Source organism: Streptomyces sp. NPDC085946 (assembly GCF_044540485.1).
Lineage (GTDB): Bacteria > Actinomycetota > Actinomycetes > Streptomycetales > Streptomycetaceae > Streptomyces.
In genome coordinates, this window is sequence record NZ_JBITSF010000007.1 from 108,592 (window position 1) to 124,141 (window position 15,550).

The window sequence follows — 15,550 nt, forward strand, 5'->3', positions numbered from 1 at the left end:
TTCGGGAGGTTCCGGAGAGTGATCGGCCGCAGGTCGGGCGGCCGTCCTCCTGGCTGACTATCGGTCCCCGAAGATCGTGCGGTGCCAGTCCTTCGCGGCGACCGCCGTATTGTCGAACATGACGTGCTTGACCTGCGTGTACTCCTCGAAGGAGTAGGCGGACATGTCCTTGCCGTAGCCGGACGCCTTGTAGCCGCCGTGCGGCATCTCGCTGATGATCGGAATGTGGTCGTTGACCCAGACGCACCCCGCCTTGATCTCGCGGGTGGCCCGGTTGGCCCGGTACACGTCCCGGCTCCAGGCGGAGGCCGCGAGCCCGTACGGGGTGTCGTTGGCCAGCCGGATCCCATCCTCGTCGGTGTCGAAGGGGAGCACGACCAGGACGGGTCCGAAGATCTCGGCCTGTACGACCTCGCTGTCCTGCGGGGCGTCGGCGATGAGGGTGGGCCGGTAGTAGGCGCCCTTGGCGAGCTCGCCCCGCGGGGCCTCGCCGCCGGTCACCACGCGGGCGTACGCCCGCGCCCGGTCCACGAAGCCGGCCACCCGGTCGCGCTGGGCGTGGGAGACCAGCGGGCCGAGGTCGGTGCCGGGCGCGAAGGGGTCGCCGAGCCGGACGGTCTCCATGAGGGCGGCCGTCCGCTCGACGAACGCCTCGTACAGGGGGCGCTGCACGTACGCGCGCGTGGCCGCCGTGCAGTCCTGGCCGGTGTTGATGAGCGCGCCCGCGACCGCGCCGTGCACGGCCGCCTCCAGGTCGGCGTCGTCGAACACCACGAAGGGCGCCTTGCCGCCGAGCTCCAGGTGGAGCCGCTTGACGGTGGCGGTGGCGAGTTCGGCGACGCGCCGGCCGACGGCGGTGGAGCCGGTGAAGGACGTCATGGCCACGTCGGGGTGGCCGACGAGGTGCTCGCCGGCCTCCCGGCCGGTGCCGGTGACGACGTTGACCACGCCGTCCGGGATGCCGGCCTCCGTGACGGCCCGGGCGAACAGCAGCGAGGTCAGCGGAGTGAGCTCGGCGGGCTTGAGCACGATGGTGTTGCCCGCGGCGATCGCCGGGAGGATCTTCCAGGCGGCCATCTGGAGGGGGTAGTTCCAGGGCGCGACGGAGCCGACGACGCCGATGGGCTCGCGGCGCACGTACGAGGTGTGGTCGCCGGAGTACTCGCCGGCGGACTGCCCCTGCAGGTGGCGGGCGGCGCCCGCGAAGAACGCCGTGTTGTCGATCGTCCCGGGCACGTCGAACTCGCGGGTCAGCTTCAGCGGCTTGCCGCACTGGAGGGACTCGGCGGCGGCGAAGTCCTCGGCCCGCTCGGCGAGCACGGCGGCGAGGCGGTGCAGCGCGTCGGACCGCTCGCCGGGGGTGGCCGCCGCCCAGGCCGGGAAGGCCTCCCGCGCGGCGGCGACCGCCGCGTCCACGTCCGCGGTGCCGGCCAGCTCGTAGGTGAAGACGCCCTCGCCGGTCGCCGGGTCCACGACCGTGTGCGTACGGCCGGACGTGCCCTCGGCCGGACGGCCGGCGATGTACTGCGCCCGGCCCGCGAGGCGGTCCTGGGCGGGAAATCGTTCCGGGGTGGCATTGCCCGGGTTGTGCATGTCGCTCTCCTCCGTGTCCCCGTGACGAGGGCCGGCGTAGCTCAAGCTCGATTTGAGTGCCGATCCTGACAGAGCAAGGGACCCTCAACAAGTGATTCCGTTGTTGCCTTTTGGTTACGCGACGGAATCTGTCGACCAGGTGTCGAGCGGCCCCGGAAAAGGCGGGACGGAGTGTCCGTGGTGCCTGTCAGACTCGCGTGCATGGAACGAACGACGGGGGCGGCGGCCGGGACGATCAGGTCGCGCGAGGAGCTGAGGGACCGGGTCCGCTCGGGGGCGAAGGTCAAGTACCTGCTCTTCTGGGGCCACCGGCCGCACCCGGACGGCCGGATCGGGCCGAGCTGCCTGAGCCAGTGGTGGCCGTCGCCGTTCACGGTGGACGGCCTGGCCTACGCGACCGCCGAGCACTGGATGATGGCGGAGAAGGCACGGCTGTTCGGCGACGCGGAGGCGGAGCGCCGGGTGCTGGCGGCGGACCACCCCTCCCTGGCGAAGAAGGCCGGGCGGCTGGTGCGCGGGTTCGACGAGGCGGCCTGGGAGCGGGAGCGGTTCCGGATCGTCGTGGAGGGCAGCGTCCACAAGTTCTCCGCCGACCCGCGGCTGGGCGGGTTCCTGCTCGGCACGGGCGAGCGCGTCCTGGTGGAAGCCAGCCCGGTGGACCGCGTGTGGGGCATCGGCCTGGCCGCCGACGACGAGGCGGCACTGGACCCGGAGCGCTGGCGGGGCCCGAACCTGCTGGGCTTCGCCCTGATGGAGGCACGGGCACGGCTGCGGCAGGCGTGAGGCGGGGTCTGCCGGTACCGGGGACGGCAGCCGTGAGGCGGGGCCTGCCGGTACCGGGGACAGCAACCGTGAGGCGGGGCCTGCCGGTACCGGGGACAGCAACCGTGAGGCGGGACCTGCCAGTACCGGGTGCGGCGGTCCGGAACGACCGGCCCGGGTGGGGCGGCGGCCCTCTTCCCGGCCGAGCGTTCAGGCCGTGGCGAGCACGACCGCGCCCAGGACGACGGCGAGGACCAGGCCCACGGCACCGCAGATGATCCCGGCCAGGGCCTGACCGGGGTTGGTGGCCTCGCCGCGGGCGGCCTTGTTCCGGCCGATCACGCCGAAGACCACGCCCAGCACGCCCAGCAGGATCGCCAGCGGCCACAGGCAGAAGCCGGCGGCCGCGATGATGCCGAGCACGAGCCCGGCCGTGCCGATCCCGTTGCTCGGCGGCGCGGTGCCGGGCCAGCCGTAGGAGCCCGGTGCGGTCGCCGCGCCGCCGTAGCCGGAGTGCGCGGCGGACGGGTAGCCGTAGCCGCCGGGGTAGCCGTAGGGGACCTGGCCGGGGCCGTCGGGGGCGATGGGCGGCGGGGGGACCGGCTCGCCGTGCGGCGCGGGAGCGGCCGGAGCCGCGAAGGGGTTGGCCGGGCCGGGCGCGGGGGCCGCGGCGGCGGGCGGGGCGAACGGGCCGGCCCACGGCTGGTGCGGCGCGGGAGCGGCCGTCTGCGGGGGCGGGGCAGGGGTGCCGGTGTCCCCCAGCGCGGGCATCGAGGTGACCGTCTGCTGGTCGTGCACCGAGGGCCCGGAGGCCGGCGGCGGCCAGGCGAGCGGCTCCTGCGACACCACCGTGTGGCCGGGGCCCGGCGGGTCCTGCACCGGCGGCGCCCACGGGGCACCGGGCGCACCGGGCGCACCCGCCGCATGCGGTGCACCGGCCCCCTCGGAGGCACCGGATCCGGAGGAGGGCCCCGGCGCGGACCACGGATCGGAGTTCTCCGGCGCATCCGGCCGCCGCGCGTCGTCGGACATGCGCGGTCCCCCCTTCGTCGAGCGTCCCGCCATGCTACGGCCCCGTCCCCCTCCGGGCGGCCCCGGCCTACGATGATCCCCGAGTCACCGATCAGCCGATCACCCGCGTCCCGCCGCACCCGGTCCGGGACGCCGTTCCCGGGGAGGAACCTTGACCGACCGTCCCGCCGCGCCCGCCCCTGGCGAGACCCGCGACCTGAAGACCTTCATCGCCGGGCTGCCCAAGGCGGAACTGCACGTCCACCACGTCGGCTCCGCCTCCCCCCGGATCGTCTCCGAACTGGCCGCCCGGCACCCCGACTCCAAGGTGCCCACCGACCCCGAGGCGCTGGCCGACTACTTCAGCTTCACGGACTTCGCCCACTTCATCGAGGTCTACCTGTCGGTCGTCGACCTGATCCGCACGCCGGAGGACGTCCGGCTGCTGACGTACGAGGTGGCCCGCGAGCTGGCCCGTCAGCAGGTGCGCTACGCCGAGCTGACCATCACCCCGTACTCCTCGACCCGCCGGGGCATCGACGCGCGGGCCTTCATGGACGCGATCGAGGACGCCCGCAAGACGGCCGAGGCCGAGTTCGGGACCGTGCTGCGCTGGTGCTTCGACATCCCCGGCGAGGCCGGTACCGAGGCCGCCGAGGAGACCACCCGGCTCGCCACCGACGACCGGCTGCGCCCGGAGGGCCTGGTCTCCTTCGGCCTCGGCGGGCCCGAGATCGGTGTGCCGCGCCCGCAGTTCAAGCCGTACTTCGACCGGGCCATCGCCGCCGGCCTGCACTCGGTCCCGCACGCCGGCGAGACGACCGGCCCGCAGACGGTGTGGGACGCCCTCGTCGACCTGCGCGCCGAGCGCATCGGCCACGGCACCAGTGCCGCGCAGGACCCGGAGCTGCTCGCGCACCTCGCCGAGCACCGCATCGCGCTGGAGGTGTGCCCGACCTCCAACATCGCCACGCGCGCGGTGCGCACCCTCGACGAGCACCCGATCGGGGAGTTCGTGCGGGCCGGGGTGCCGGTGACGGTCAACTCCGACGACCCGCCGATGTTCGGCACCGACCTGAACAGCGAGTACGCGGTCGCCGCCCGCCTGCTCGGCCTCGACGAGCGGGGCCTGGCCGGCCTGGCGAAGAACGCCGTCGAGGCGTCCTTCCTCGACCCGGCCGGCAAGGCGCGGCTGGCCGCCGAGATCGACACGTACACCTCGGCGTGGCTCGCGCGGTGACGTCCGGGACGCACCCGCGCGTGACCGCCGTCGCCCACCGCGGCGACCCGTACCGCGCCCGGGAGAACACCCTCGCCTCGCTGCGGTCCGCGCTCGCCCGGGGCGCGGACGCCGTCGAGGTCGACGTACGGCTCACCCGGGACGGGGTGCCGGTGCTGCTGCACGACGAGACGCTCAAGCGGCTGTGGGAGCACGACCGGCCGCTGCTCGCGCTGTCCTGGGACGAGGTGCGCGGGCTGACCGGCGGCGGGGTGCCGGCCCTGGCGGACGCGCTGACCGCCACCGACGGCCACCGGGTGATGCTCGACCTGCCGGGCACGCCCGACGTCCGGGCGGCCCGCCGGATCGTCGGCGTCGTACGGGAGTGCGGGGCCGAGGACCGGGTGTACTACTGCGCGGGCGCCGCCGCCATGCTGGCCGTGCGCGCCGCCGACCCGGCCGCCGAGATCGCCCTGACCCGGACGACGCTGGCACCGCCGCGGCCCGCGCTGCTGGAGGCGGTCCGCCCGCGCTGGCTCAACTACCGCTTCGGCCTGGTGAGCCGGGCGCTGGCCGACCGGGTCCACGGCGACGGCTACCTGCTGTCCGTCTGGACCCCGGACACCCGCCGCGCCATGCGCCGGCTGCTGGCCCTGGGCGTGGACTCGATCACCACGAACCGCATCGACGCGCTGTGCGCGCTGCGCGACGGGGGCGCCGCCGGCCGGGCACCGTAGGGGATCACCCTGACGACTCCCCTGCCGGGGAAGGGACGTGCCCGGAGACGAACCGGGGTCGCGTCCCCTCCCCGGCGACGATCCGGACGGCCCGTCCGCGGCCCGAGGATGATCACCACCGCTTCGCCGATCACCCCGGGAGTCCTCCGATGCGCGCTCGCCGCCGCACCACCCTGCTCGCCGCGTCCCTCACCCTCGCCCTGGCCACCGGCGCGACGGCCGCGCCCGCCGTCGCCTCCCCCGCCCCGCCGGGCGCCGCGCGCTGCACGGACGGGCCGTCGCGCACGGCGCTGTGCGAGGCGCTCGCCGGACTGCCGGACGCCGACGCGACGGCCGCGCTCGTCCGGGTCGGCGGCACCGACGGCTCCTGGCGCGGCACCGCGGGCGTCCGCGACCTGCGCACCCACCGCCCCGCACTGGAGAACGGCCGCTTCCGGGCCGGTTCCACGACCAAGCTGGTGACCGCCGCGCTCGTGCTCCAACTGGCCGCCGAGGGACGGCTGGACCTCGACGCGGACGTCCGGAGGTACCTGCCGCGGCTGCTCCCGGACACCTTCCGCACGCCCGTCACCGTGCGGCACCTGCTGACCTTCACCAGCGGCCTGCAGCCGGGCGCGTCCCTCGGCGACGTCGACGGGGAGGGCTACGACCGCCGCTACGAGACGCTCACCCCGCGGCAGGTGGTGGCCACGTCCGTGGCCAAGGGGCCCGCCCACCCGGCCGGTGACCGGCAGACCTACGGCAACATCGACTACACCGTGCTGGGCCTGCTGGTCGAGAAGGTGACGGGCGACTCGTACGCGCACCAGGCGCACGTCCGGGTGTTCGAGCCGGCCGGCATGCGGCACACCTCCTTCCCCGTCGGCCCCGACCCCCGCGTCCACGGCCCGCACAACCGGGGCTACCAGCTCCTCGCGGACGGCAGGCTGGTGGACGCCACCGAGTGGAACGTGTCCGACCGCTGGGCGGCCGGCGACATGATCTCGACCACCGCCGACCTGGAGAGGCTCGTCGTCGCGCTGTTCGGCGGCGAGGTGGTGCCGCGGCCGCTGCTCGAGGAGACGATGTTCACCCTGCCCGACGTGCCGGGCGGGGCGACCGTGAGCGCGGGAGGCCTCAAGCCGTTCCCGGCCGGCGGCCAGGTCCTCTGGGTGAAGAGCGGCGCCCGTCCCGGCTACGCCACCGCCGTCGCCGCCACCGAGAACCTGTCCCGCACCTTCGTCTACTCGGTCAACGCGACCGACGCGAAGGGCACGGACACGAACCCGGTGGCCGAGCGGATCGTCCGGGCGGCGCTCAGCGGCTGAGGAGGGGGACGGCCACCGGCGCGGTCAGCGCCTTGGCCGGTTCCTCGGCGCCGTGCGCCGCCCGGGCCGCGAGCGGGCCGGGGGACGGCGGCGGACACGGGCGCGCCGGCGGGTGAGTCGTCCGCGGCGCCGGTGTGCCGCGCACGACGCGGCCCCGGACGGGGAGTTCCCGTCCGGGGCCGTGTGCGCGGGACGCCGCGTGCGCGGGGCCGGGCCGCAGGGGGCGGCCGGATCGCCGGAGGCCTACGCGTCCAGCGACGTCATCACGTGCTTGATCCGCGTGTAGTCGTCGAAGCCGTACGCCGACAGGTCCTTGCCGTAGCCGGACTTCTTGAAGCCGCCGTGCGGCATCTCGGCGACCAGCGGGATGTGGGTGTTGATCCACACGCAGCCGAAGTCGAGCTTCTTGGACAGCCGCATGGCGCGGCCGTGGTCCTTGGTCCACACCGAGGAGGCGAGCGCGTACTCGACGCCGTTGGCCCACTGGACGGCCTGGTCCTCGTCCGAGAAGGACTGGACGGTGATGACCGGGCCGAAGACCTCGTTCTGGATGATCTCGTCGTCCTGCTTCAGGCCGGAGACGACGGTCGGGGCGTAGAAGTAGCCCTTGTCGCCGACGCGCTTGCCGCCGGCCTCCACGCGCGCGTGCGCGGGCAGCCGCTCGATGAAGCCCTCGACCTGCCGGAGCTGGTTGGGGTTGTTCAGCGGGCCGAAGAGCACGTCCTCGTCGTCCGGCATGCCGGTCTTGGTGTCGGCGGCGGCCTTGGCCAGGGCGGCGACGAACTCGTCGTGGATGGACTCCTGGACGAGCACGCGGGTGGCGGCCGTACAGTCCTGGCCGGCGTTGAAGAAGCCCGCGACCGAGATGTCCTCGACGGCCTTGGCGATGTCGGTGTCCTCGAAGACGACGACCGGCGCCTTGCCGCCCAGCTCCAGGTGGACGCGCTTGACGTCCTTGGAGGCGGACTGGGCGACCTGGATGCCGGCGCGCACCGAGCCGGTGATGGAGGCCATCGCCGGGACGGGGTGCTCGACCATCATACGGCCGGTCTCGCGGTCGCCGCAGATGACGTTGAAGACGCCCTTGGGCAGGATCGAGCCGAGGATCTCGGCGATCAGGACCGTGGAGGCCGGGGTGGTGTCCGACGGCTTCAGCACGACGGTGTTGCCCGCGGCGATCGCCGGGGCGAACTTCCACACGGCCATCATCATCGGGTAGTTCCACGGCGCGACCTGCGCGCAGACGCCGACCGGCTCGCGGCGGACGATGGAGGTCATCCCCTCCATGTACTCGCCGGCCGACCGGCCCTCCAGCATCCGCGCCGCGCCCGCGAAGAAGCGGATCTGGTCGACCATCGGCGGGATCTCCTCGGAGCGGGTCAGCCCGACGGGCTTGCCCGTGTTCTCCACCTCCGCCGCGATCAGCTCCTCGGCGCGCTCCTCGAACGCGTCGGCGATCTTCAGCAGGGCCTTCTGGCGCTCGGACGGGGTGGTGTCGCGCCAGCCGGGGAAGGCCTCGGCGGCGGCCGCCATGGCGGCGTCCACGTCCGCCTGCCCGGACAGCGGAGCGGTCGCGTACGCCTCGCCCGTCGCGGGATTGACCACCTCGGTGGTCCGTCCGTCGGCGGCGTCACGGAACTCACCGCCGATGTAGTTGCGCAGACGACGCAGCTCGGTGCTCACTGCAGGCCCTCCTGGTGTTCCTGGTGGGGTGTCGAAGGTGTCCAACCTCTGAGACACCCACCCTAGACGGTGCCCCCACGTTTTCAACACCCCTGGACCGGCCGGTTCTGCGAAATCCGCAAGCTACAACCCCGTAAACAACGAATTTCATTGATCCAGGCTTGCGAAACTGTCGATACCTCGTGCACAGTGAGCTCGTGGCCAGTCGAAGCGCAGACCCAAGGGACTCCCGCGAGTCCAGGAACGGCGGCACTCCCCAGCTGGATGCCGTCTCCCTCGCCATCGTCGAGCAGCTCCAGGAGGACGGCCGCCGGCCGTACGCCGCCATCGGCAAGGCCGTCGGCCTGTCCGAGGCGGCCGTGCGCCAGCGCGTCCAGAAGCTGCTCGACCAGGGCGTCATGCAGATCGTCGCCGTCACGGACCCGCTCACCGTGGGCTTCCGGCGGCAGGCGATGGTGGGCGTCCACGTCGAGGGGGACGTCGAGGCCGTCGCCGACGCGCTGACCGCCATGTCCGAGTGCGAGTACGTGGTGATGACCGCGGGCTCCTTCGACCTGATGGTGGAGATCGTCTGCGAGGACGACGACCACCTCCTGGACGTCATCAACCGGCGCATCCGCGCCGTCCCCGGCGTGCGCTCCACCGAGAGCTTCGTCTACCTCAAGCTCAAGAAGCAGACCTACATGTGGGGAACCCGATAACCGTGAGCACCGACAGCCCCAACGACCTCAGCAAGGCCGCGTACGACCACCTGTGGATGCACTTCACCCGCATGTCCTCGTACGAGCACTCCCCCGTCCCCACCATCGTCCGGGGCGAGGGCACCTACATCTACGACGACAAGGGCAAGCGCTACCTCGACGGTCTCGCCGGCCTGTTCGTGGTGCAGGCCGGGCACGGCCGCGTCGAGCTCGCCGAGACCGCCTCCAAGCAGGCGCAGGAGCTGGCGTTCTTCCCGGTGTGGTCCTACGCCCACCCCAAGGCCGTGGAGCTGGCCGAGCGGCTGGCGCACCACGCGCCGGGCGACCTGAACAAGGTCTTCTTCACCACCGGCGGCGGCGAGGCCGTCGAGACCGCGTGGAAGCTCGCCAAGCAGTACTTCAAGCTGGTCGGCAAGCCCACCAAGCACAAGGTCATCTCGCGCGCGGTCGCCTACCACGGCACCCCGCAGGGCGCCCTGTCCATCACCGGCCTGCCCGCCCTGAAGGCCCCCTTCGAGCCGCTCGTCCCGGGCGCGCACAAGGTCCCCAACACCAACATCTACCGCGCGCCGATCTTCGGCGACGACCCGGAGGCCTTCGGCCGCTGGGCCGCCGACCAGATCGAGCAGCAGATCCTCTTCGAGGGCCCGGACACCGTCGCGGCCGTCTTCCTGGAGCCGGTGCAGAACGCCGGCGGCTGCTTCCCGCCGCCGCCCGGCTACTTCCAGCGCGTGCGCGAGATCTGCGACCGGCACGACGTGCTGCTCGTCTCCGACGAGGTCATCTGCGCCTTCGGCCGCCTGGGCACCACGTTCGCCTGCGACAAGTTCGGCTACGTCCCGGACATGATCACCTGCGCCAAGGGCATGACCTCGGGCTACTCCCCGATCGGCGCGTGCATCATCTCCGACCGCATCGCCGAGCCGTTCTACAAGGGCGACAACACCTTCCTGCACGGCTACACCTTCGGCGGCCACCCGGTCTCCGCCGCGGTGGGCCTGGCCAACCTCGACCTGTTCGAGCGCGAGGGCCTCAACCAGCACGTCCTCGACAACGAGGGCGCCTTCCGCGCCACCCTGGAGAAGCTGCACGACCTGCCGATCGTCGGCGACGTCCGCGGCAACGGCTTCTTCTACGGCATCGAGCTCGTCAAGGACAAGACGACGAAGGAGTCCTTCGACGAGGAGGAGACCGAGCGCGTCCTGTACGGCTTCCTCTCCAAGGCCCTCTTCGACAACGGCCTGTACTGCCGTGCCGACGACCGCGGCGACCCGGTCGTCCAGCTCGCCCCGCCGCTGATCTCCGACCAGAAGACCTTCGACGAGATCGAGCAGATCCTGCGCGCGACGCTGTCGGAGGCGTGGACGAAGCTCTGATCGTCGGTCTGGATGATCAACACCGGCCCCGGCGCCGCCCGTTCGAGTGAGAAACGGCGGCCCGGGGCCGCGTGCTGTCCGGCCTCCCGCCGCCTTCTGCCTAGCGTGCCCAGTGACCGATCGGCCCCGCCTTCGTTCCCCCGCACGGGGGATGGCACGGGAACTACGGATCTGAACCGAGGTGTACGCCCATGGAGGCCCCGCCGGACAACGACGTGCTCTGGGCACGCGCCCTGCACTTCCAGCACGACGACGGCTCGCCCGCGCTCAGCGGCGTGTCGCTCGGCGTCCGGGAAGGCGAGATCCTCGCCGTCAGCGGACCGCGCGGCAGCGGCAAGACCACCCTCCTGCGCTGCCTGTCCGGCCTGCTGCCCGTCCGGCGCGGCGAGGTCTGGTTCAACAGCGTGCCCGTCCACACCATGGGCGCCCTCGGCCGCGAACGGCTGCGCCGCGACCGCTTCGGCTGGATCGACCCGGCCCCCGCGCTCGTCCCGGAGCTCTCCGTGTGGGAGAACACCGCGCTGCCCCTGATGCTGCGCGGCACCAGCCGGCGCCGCTCCAAGACCGCCGCCCTGGAGTGGCTGGAGCGCCTCGACGTCGGCGACGGGGCCCGCAAGCGCCCGCACGTCCTCACCCAGGCCGAGCGGCAGCGCGTCTGCATCGCCCGGGCGCTGGCCCCCGCGCCCTCGGTGCTGTTCGCCGACGAGCCCACCGCGCCCCTGCACCGCGCGGACCGCGCCCACGTCCTGCGCACCCTGACGACGGCGGCCCGCTCGCACGGCATCACCGTCGTGCTGGCCACCCACGACCCGCAGACGGCCGCGCTGGCCGACCGCACGGTGGCGCTGCTGGACGGGCGGCGCGTCAACACCGTGCACCTGCCGCCGGTCTCCGACACCACCGAGACGGAAGGCCGGGCCGCGTGGTCGCTCTCCGTCTGACCCGCGGCGCCCACCCCGCCGTCCAGCTGCGCCGGCTGCTGGTCGCGGCGGCCTCGGCGGGCACCGGCTTCCTGCTGCTCGGCACCCTCGGCTACGCGCTGGGCCACCCCGGCTCCTCCGGCACCTCCCTCCTCCGGCTGGCCTGGTGCGCGGCCCCGCTGGCCGCCACGGTGCACCTCGCGGTGGCGGTGGCCCGCACCGACCCGGGCACCGCACCGCGCCCCGGCCTGTCCGCCATCGGCCTGGGCCCGGCCCGCCTGATGGCCGTCTCGGCGGCGACGACGGCCCTGGCCTGCTCGCTCGGCTCGCTGCTGGCCCTGCTCGCCTTCCTCCACCTGCGCGGTGACCTCACGGGCACGCCCTTCGACGGCGCCGCCGCCGAGTTCCTCGCCACCGGGCTGCCGCTGCCCTTCCCGGCGGCGCTGACCCTGCTGACGGTGGTGCCGGTGACCGCGTCGGTGACGGTGGCCGCCGTCCTGCGGCCCCGGGAGGCGGGGCCCGCGGCGGCCCGCGGCCCGGCCCGGAGGCTCGGCGGCTTCGGCGCGTACGGCCTGAGCAGGGCGCGCGAGACCTTCGGCGCGTACGGCCGCTTCGGCCGCCAGACCGCCCGGCCCGCCGCCCCGCCGGCACCCCACGCCCCGGCAGGCGGCACCGGCCCGGCAGGCGGCACCGGCCCGGCGGAGGCGGGCCGGGCACACGCCACGACCGCACCGGCCTCCTCCGCCGCCCGCACGGCCGTGGCGTACGCCGCCGCGACGGAAACGGCGGCGCAGCCCTCGGCCGCGCCGTCCGCGGTCGCGACGGCCCCCGCCCCCGCGGCGCCGGACCGCCCGGCGGCGGCCCGGCCCGCCGGCTCCCCTACCGACGCCCCCGGCGCCCTTCCGTGGGGCATCACGCTCCTGGCCGCGGGCCTGGCCGTGGAGACCTACGCGAGCCGCGCCCACCCCGCGCCGCCCGCTCCCGTCGACCAGCCGGGGGTGCTCCTCGGCTGGGCCCTCACCGCCCTCGGCCTCGCCCTGGCCGGCCCCGGGCTCACCCACCTGTGCGGCCGCCTGCTCCAGGTCGTCCGCCCCGGCGCGCTGCGCCTGCTCGCCGGCCGGGTCCTCATGGCGGAGGCCACCCGGATCGGCCGCCCGCTGGGGATCGTCGGCGCCGTGGCGTCGGCCGCGTACGCCATGGCCCTGCTGGACGACCCCGAGGGCCTGCCGTTCGACCCGCTCACCGTCCTCGGCGCGTGCCTCGTCGCCGGCTGCGCCCTGGCCACGCTGTGCACCTCCGCGGTGGAGGCCCGGCAGGCCCGCGCCGACACCACGGCCGCCCTGCTGCGCCTCGGGGCACCCGCGTCGGTGCTGCGCGCCGCCGCCGCCCTGCGCGCGGGCGCGCTCCTGGCCCTGTTCGGCCCGCTCACGCTGATCGTCGCCGAGCTGACGGCCCTGCCGCTGGCCCGCTGAGCGGCGTACGGGGCGCGCGCGGCCCCGTACACGGGGGGCGTCCGGAGGAAACAGCGAGAAAAGTGCCCGGCGGCCGATGAGTTCCGGCGCGGTGCCCGGTCCACCCCTGCGAACGACGTGAACCCGATGGGAGAGACTCCGATGGCCCCGACCTACCAGCAGATGGTGTTCCTGAACCTGCCCGTGAACGACCTCGACGCGTCGAAGAGGTTCTTCACGGCGCTCGGCTACTCGATCAACCCCCGGTTCAGCGACGAGAACGCGGCGTCGGTCGTCATCAGCGACACGATCGTCGCCATGCTGCTGACCAAGCCGTTCTACGCGACCTTCACGCAGAAGGAGATCGCGGACGCCACGAAGACCAGCGAGGTGCTCATCGCGCTGAGCGCCGAGAGCCGCGAGAAGGTCGACGACCTGGTCGAGAAGGCCGTCGCCGCCGGCGGCACCGCGTCGGAGAAGGTCCAGGACATGGACTTCATGTACGGCCGCTCCTTCGACGACCTCGACGGCCACACCTGGGAGGTCGTGTGGATGGACCCGGCGGCCGTCGAGGGCTGAGCCCGCCGTGCCTAGCATGGGCGGGTGCAGACGATGCCCGCCCATGCGGCCCACCACGACGACCGTGAGATCGAGACCCTGGAGGAGTTCGACGCGACCGTCTCGGCGCGCGGCACGCTGGCCGGATACCGCGTGCAGGCCGTCGACCTGACGGACCGTACGCGCGAACTGCTCACCACGGACACGGCCGGGGCCGTCTTCCTCGGCTGCCCGATGCGCGAGGACGCCGCCGCGAAGGTCCGCGCGGACGGCGCCCTGGTCTTCCCACCGGTCCCGGGCCTGCCCTTCGACCCGTACCGGGGACTGCTCTACTCCCCCGACGAACTCTTCGCCGGCCTGCCCGGCGGTTACGAGGCCACGCCCGACGCCCGGACCTACGCCTGGTTCCGGCGGACCGGGGCGGACCGGGACGTCCACGCCTCCATGCTGCGCGCGGTCCACGACGACTCCGTCTCCGACGCCCTCGACGAACTCCTCGCCGGCGCGCGGGTGGTGGGCGTGATGGGCGGCCACGCGATGGCGCGCGGCACGCAGGCGTACGCCGGTGCCGCGCGGCTCGGCCGGGAGCTGGCCCGCGCCGGGTTCACCGTGGCCACCGGCGGCGGCCCAGGCGCGATGGAGGCGGCGAACCTCGGGGCGTACGCCGCCCCGTTCGCCGACGGGATGCTGGAGGAGGCCCTGCTGCTCCTCGCCAAGGCCCCCTCGTTCGTGCCGTCGGTCACCGACTGGGCGGCGGCCGCCTTCGAGGTGCGCGCCCGCTGGCCGAAGGGCGGCCGGTCCGTCGGCATCCCGACCTGGTTCTACGGCCACGAGCCGCCGAACCCGTTCGCCTCGCACATCGCCAAGTACTTCGCCAACGCCACCCGTGAGGACGGCCTGCTGGCCCGCTGCACCGCGGGCGTGGTGTTCCTGCCGGGCGCCGCCGGCACCGTGCAGGAGGTCTTCGACAACGCGACGCCGAACTACTACGAGTCCCGGGGCGAGCCCACCCCCATGGTGCTCGTGGACCGGGAGCACTGGACGGAGACGCTGCCCGCCTGGCCGCTGCTCCGGTCGCTCGCGCGGGGCCGGTCGATGGAGGCGCGCATCGCGCTGGTCGACCGGATCGAAGAGGCTCCGGAGGCGTTGAAACGCATGGGCGGTTAATAAGCTGGCAAAGCCAACGCCCGCCGGGGACCCTCACGTTGACACTGCTTATGCAGCACTTATAGACCTGTGAGTCTCACGGGGGTGCTGATGTCACGTCAACACCCCCTTCACCCCCCGCATTTGCGCACTCCGTAAAGGACAAACGTGGCAGTTCTGTCCATATTCCGCCGTACGGCTCCCCGCCGTACCGTCGCCCGTTCCGTGCGTGTCCTCGGTGTCGCCTCCGCGTCGGCCGCGCTCGCACTGGGCATGGCCGGCAACGCGCTCGCCTGCGACATCAGCGAGTTCTCCGCCGAAGCCAAGTGCGACGGCACCAAGGGCGTCATCACCGTCACCGACGTCGACCCCTCCGGCATCCCGGCCACCATCTCCGTGTTCCTGGAGAGCAACGGCGCCGACGAGAAGAAGGTCGGCGAGCAGGTGGTCAAGGGCTCGCGCGAAGGCACCACCATCACCTTCGAGGAGGACTGGAAGCCGAACGCCGAGTACCGCATCCACGTCAAGGCCGCGGGCTACGTCGACGAGGACATCAAGCCCAACCTGGTGACCCCGGCCACCGCCTGCAAGACGGAGGACGAGAAGCCTCCGGCCACGCCGGTCCCGTCGGCCCCCGCCTCCACCCCGGCCGAGGAGACCGGCGCCCCGACCCCGTCGGCGTCCGAGCCCTCGGAGCCCTCGGAGCCCTCGGAGCCGTCCGAGCCCGCCGAGAGCGGGAGCACCGCCCCCGCCGGCACCGCGAGCAACGCCCCGTCGCCCGCCGGTGAGTCCAACCTCGCCGAGACCGGCGCCAACTCCAACACCGGCGTCATCGTCGGTGTCGCGGCCGCCCTGGTGCTGGCCGGCGGCGGTGCCGTCTTCTTCGGCATGCGCCGCCGCGGCGCGAGCAGCGACCGCTGACCCCCGCACCACCAGCCGTGGGGGGGGGGCCGGCGCGCGGGGGGGGCGGCGCGCCCCCCCCCCCCCCCGCCCCCCGCCCCCCCCCCCCCCCCCCCCCCCCCCCGCCCCCCCCCCCCCCCCCGCGCCCCCCCCCCCCCCCCCCCCCCCCCCCGCCGGGGCGGCGCC

General features: G+C 74.0%; 13 protein-coding genes and 1 pseudogene. 11 read left to right on the forward strand and 3 right to left on the reverse strand.

The window, feature by feature from the left end; translation table 11 throughout:
• Positions 1-57: 57 nt before the first annotated feature.
• Positions 58-1,593, reverse strand: a complete 1,536-nt coding sequence (locus tag ACIF8T_RS16340) for a gamma-aminobutyraldehyde dehydrogenase (RefSeq protein WP_400035498.1) — start codon at positions 1,591-1,593, stop codon at positions 58-60.
• Positions 1,594-1,794: 201 nt separating this feature from the next.
• On the opposite strand from ACIF8T_RS16340, the gene ACIF8T_RS16345 reads away from it, so the two are divergent.
• On the forward strand, positions 1,795-2,376 hold the full coding sequence (locus ACIF8T_RS16345; protein WP_400035500.1) for an NADAR family protein: 582 nt from the start codon (positions 1,795-1,797) through the stop codon (positions 2,374-2,376).
• Between the two features lie 189 nt (positions 2,377-2,565).
• On the opposite strand, the gene ACIF8T_RS16350 is transcribed toward ACIF8T_RS16345, so the two are convergent.
• Complete coding sequence (locus tag ACIF8T_RS16350) at positions 2,566-3,234, reverse strand: DUF4190 domain-containing protein (protein ID WP_400035502.1); 669 nt, start codon at positions 3,232-3,234, stop codon at positions 2,566-2,568.
• A 251-nt stretch (positions 3,235-3,485) separates the two neighbouring features.
• Between ACIF8T_RS16350 and ACIF8T_RS16355 the strand changes: the two are divergent.
• From ACIF8T_RS16355 to ACIF8T_RS16365, 3 genes and pseudogenes are all read left to right on the forward strand, one after another.
• A pseudogene (locus ACIF8T_RS16355) lies at positions 3,486-4,606 on the forward strand (adenosine deaminase).
• Between the two features lie 20 nt (positions 4,607-4,626).
• The gene (locus tag ACIF8T_RS16360) at positions 4,627-5,322 is read left to right on the forward strand and encodes a glycerophosphodiester phosphodiesterase (RefSeq protein ID WP_400035503.1); all 696 of its coding nucleotides are present in this window, start codon (positions 4,627-4,629) and stop codon (positions 5,320-5,322) included.
• A gap of 149 nt (positions 5,323-5,471) precedes the next feature.
• Positions 5,472-6,629, forward strand: coding sequence for a serine hydrolase domain-containing protein (locus ACIF8T_RS16365; protein ID WP_400035505.1), 1,158 nt, complete (start codon positions 5,472-5,474; stop codon positions 6,627-6,629).
• A gap of 243 nt (positions 6,630-6,872) precedes the next feature.
• Here ACIF8T_RS16365 and ACIF8T_RS16370 read toward each other — a convergent pair whose 3' ends face one another.
• On the reverse strand, positions 6,873-8,312 hold the full coding sequence (locus ACIF8T_RS16370) for a gamma-aminobutyraldehyde dehydrogenase (RefSeq protein WP_400035507.1): 1,440 nt from the start codon (positions 8,310-8,312) through the stop codon (positions 6,873-6,875).
• A 182-nt stretch (positions 8,313-8,494) separates the two neighbouring features.
• Between ACIF8T_RS16370 and ACIF8T_RS16375 the strand changes: the two genes are divergently transcribed.
• The 7 genes from ACIF8T_RS16375 (at position 8,495) to ACIF8T_RS16405 (ending at position 15,385) form a co-directional block, all read left to right on the forward strand.
• On the forward strand, positions 8,495-9,013 hold the full coding sequence (locus ACIF8T_RS16375; protein WP_400035509.1) for an Lrp/AsnC family transcriptional regulator: 519 nt from the start codon (positions 8,495-8,497) through the stop codon (positions 9,011-9,013).
• Positions 9,014-9,015: 2 nt separating this feature from the next.
• Complete coding sequence (locus ACIF8T_RS16380; RefSeq protein ID WP_400035511.1) at positions 9,016-10,389, forward strand: aspartate aminotransferase family protein; 1,374 nt, start codon at positions 9,016-9,018, stop codon at positions 10,387-10,389.
• 191 nt (positions 10,390-10,580) lie between these two features.
• Positions 10,581-11,330, forward strand: a complete 750-nt coding sequence (locus tag ACIF8T_RS16385; RefSeq protein WP_400035513.1) for an ABC transporter ATP-binding protein — start codon at positions 10,581-10,583, stop codon at positions 11,328-11,330.
• The gene (locus ACIF8T_RS16390) at positions 11,312-12,781 is read left to right on the forward strand and encodes a hypothetical protein (protein ID WP_400035515.1); all 1,470 of its coding nucleotides are present in this window, start codon (positions 11,312-11,314) and stop codon (positions 12,779-12,781) included. The genes ACIF8T_RS16385 and ACIF8T_RS16390 overlap by 19 nt, the downstream gene beginning before the upstream one ends.
• A gap of 141 nt (positions 12,782-12,922) precedes the next feature.
• Positions 12,923-13,339, forward strand: a complete 417-nt coding sequence (locus ACIF8T_RS16395; RefSeq protein WP_400035517.1) for a VOC family protein — start codon at positions 12,923-12,925, stop codon at positions 13,337-13,339.
• 24 nt (positions 13,340-13,363) lie between these two features.
• Positions 13,364-14,485 carry an LOG family protein gene (locus ACIF8T_RS16400; protein ID WP_400035519.1) on the forward strand — a complete coding sequence of 374 codons (1,122 nt, stop codon included), beginning with the start codon at positions 13,364-13,366 and terminating at the stop codon, positions 14,483-14,485.
• A gap of 204 nt (positions 14,486-14,689) precedes the next feature.
• Positions 14,690-15,385, forward strand: coding sequence for an LAETG motif-containing sortase-dependent surface protein (locus ACIF8T_RS16405; RefSeq protein ID WP_400035521.1), 696 nt, complete (start codon positions 14,690-14,692; stop codon positions 15,383-15,385).
• The last annotated feature ends 165 nt before the right edge of the window (positions 15,386-15,550 follow it).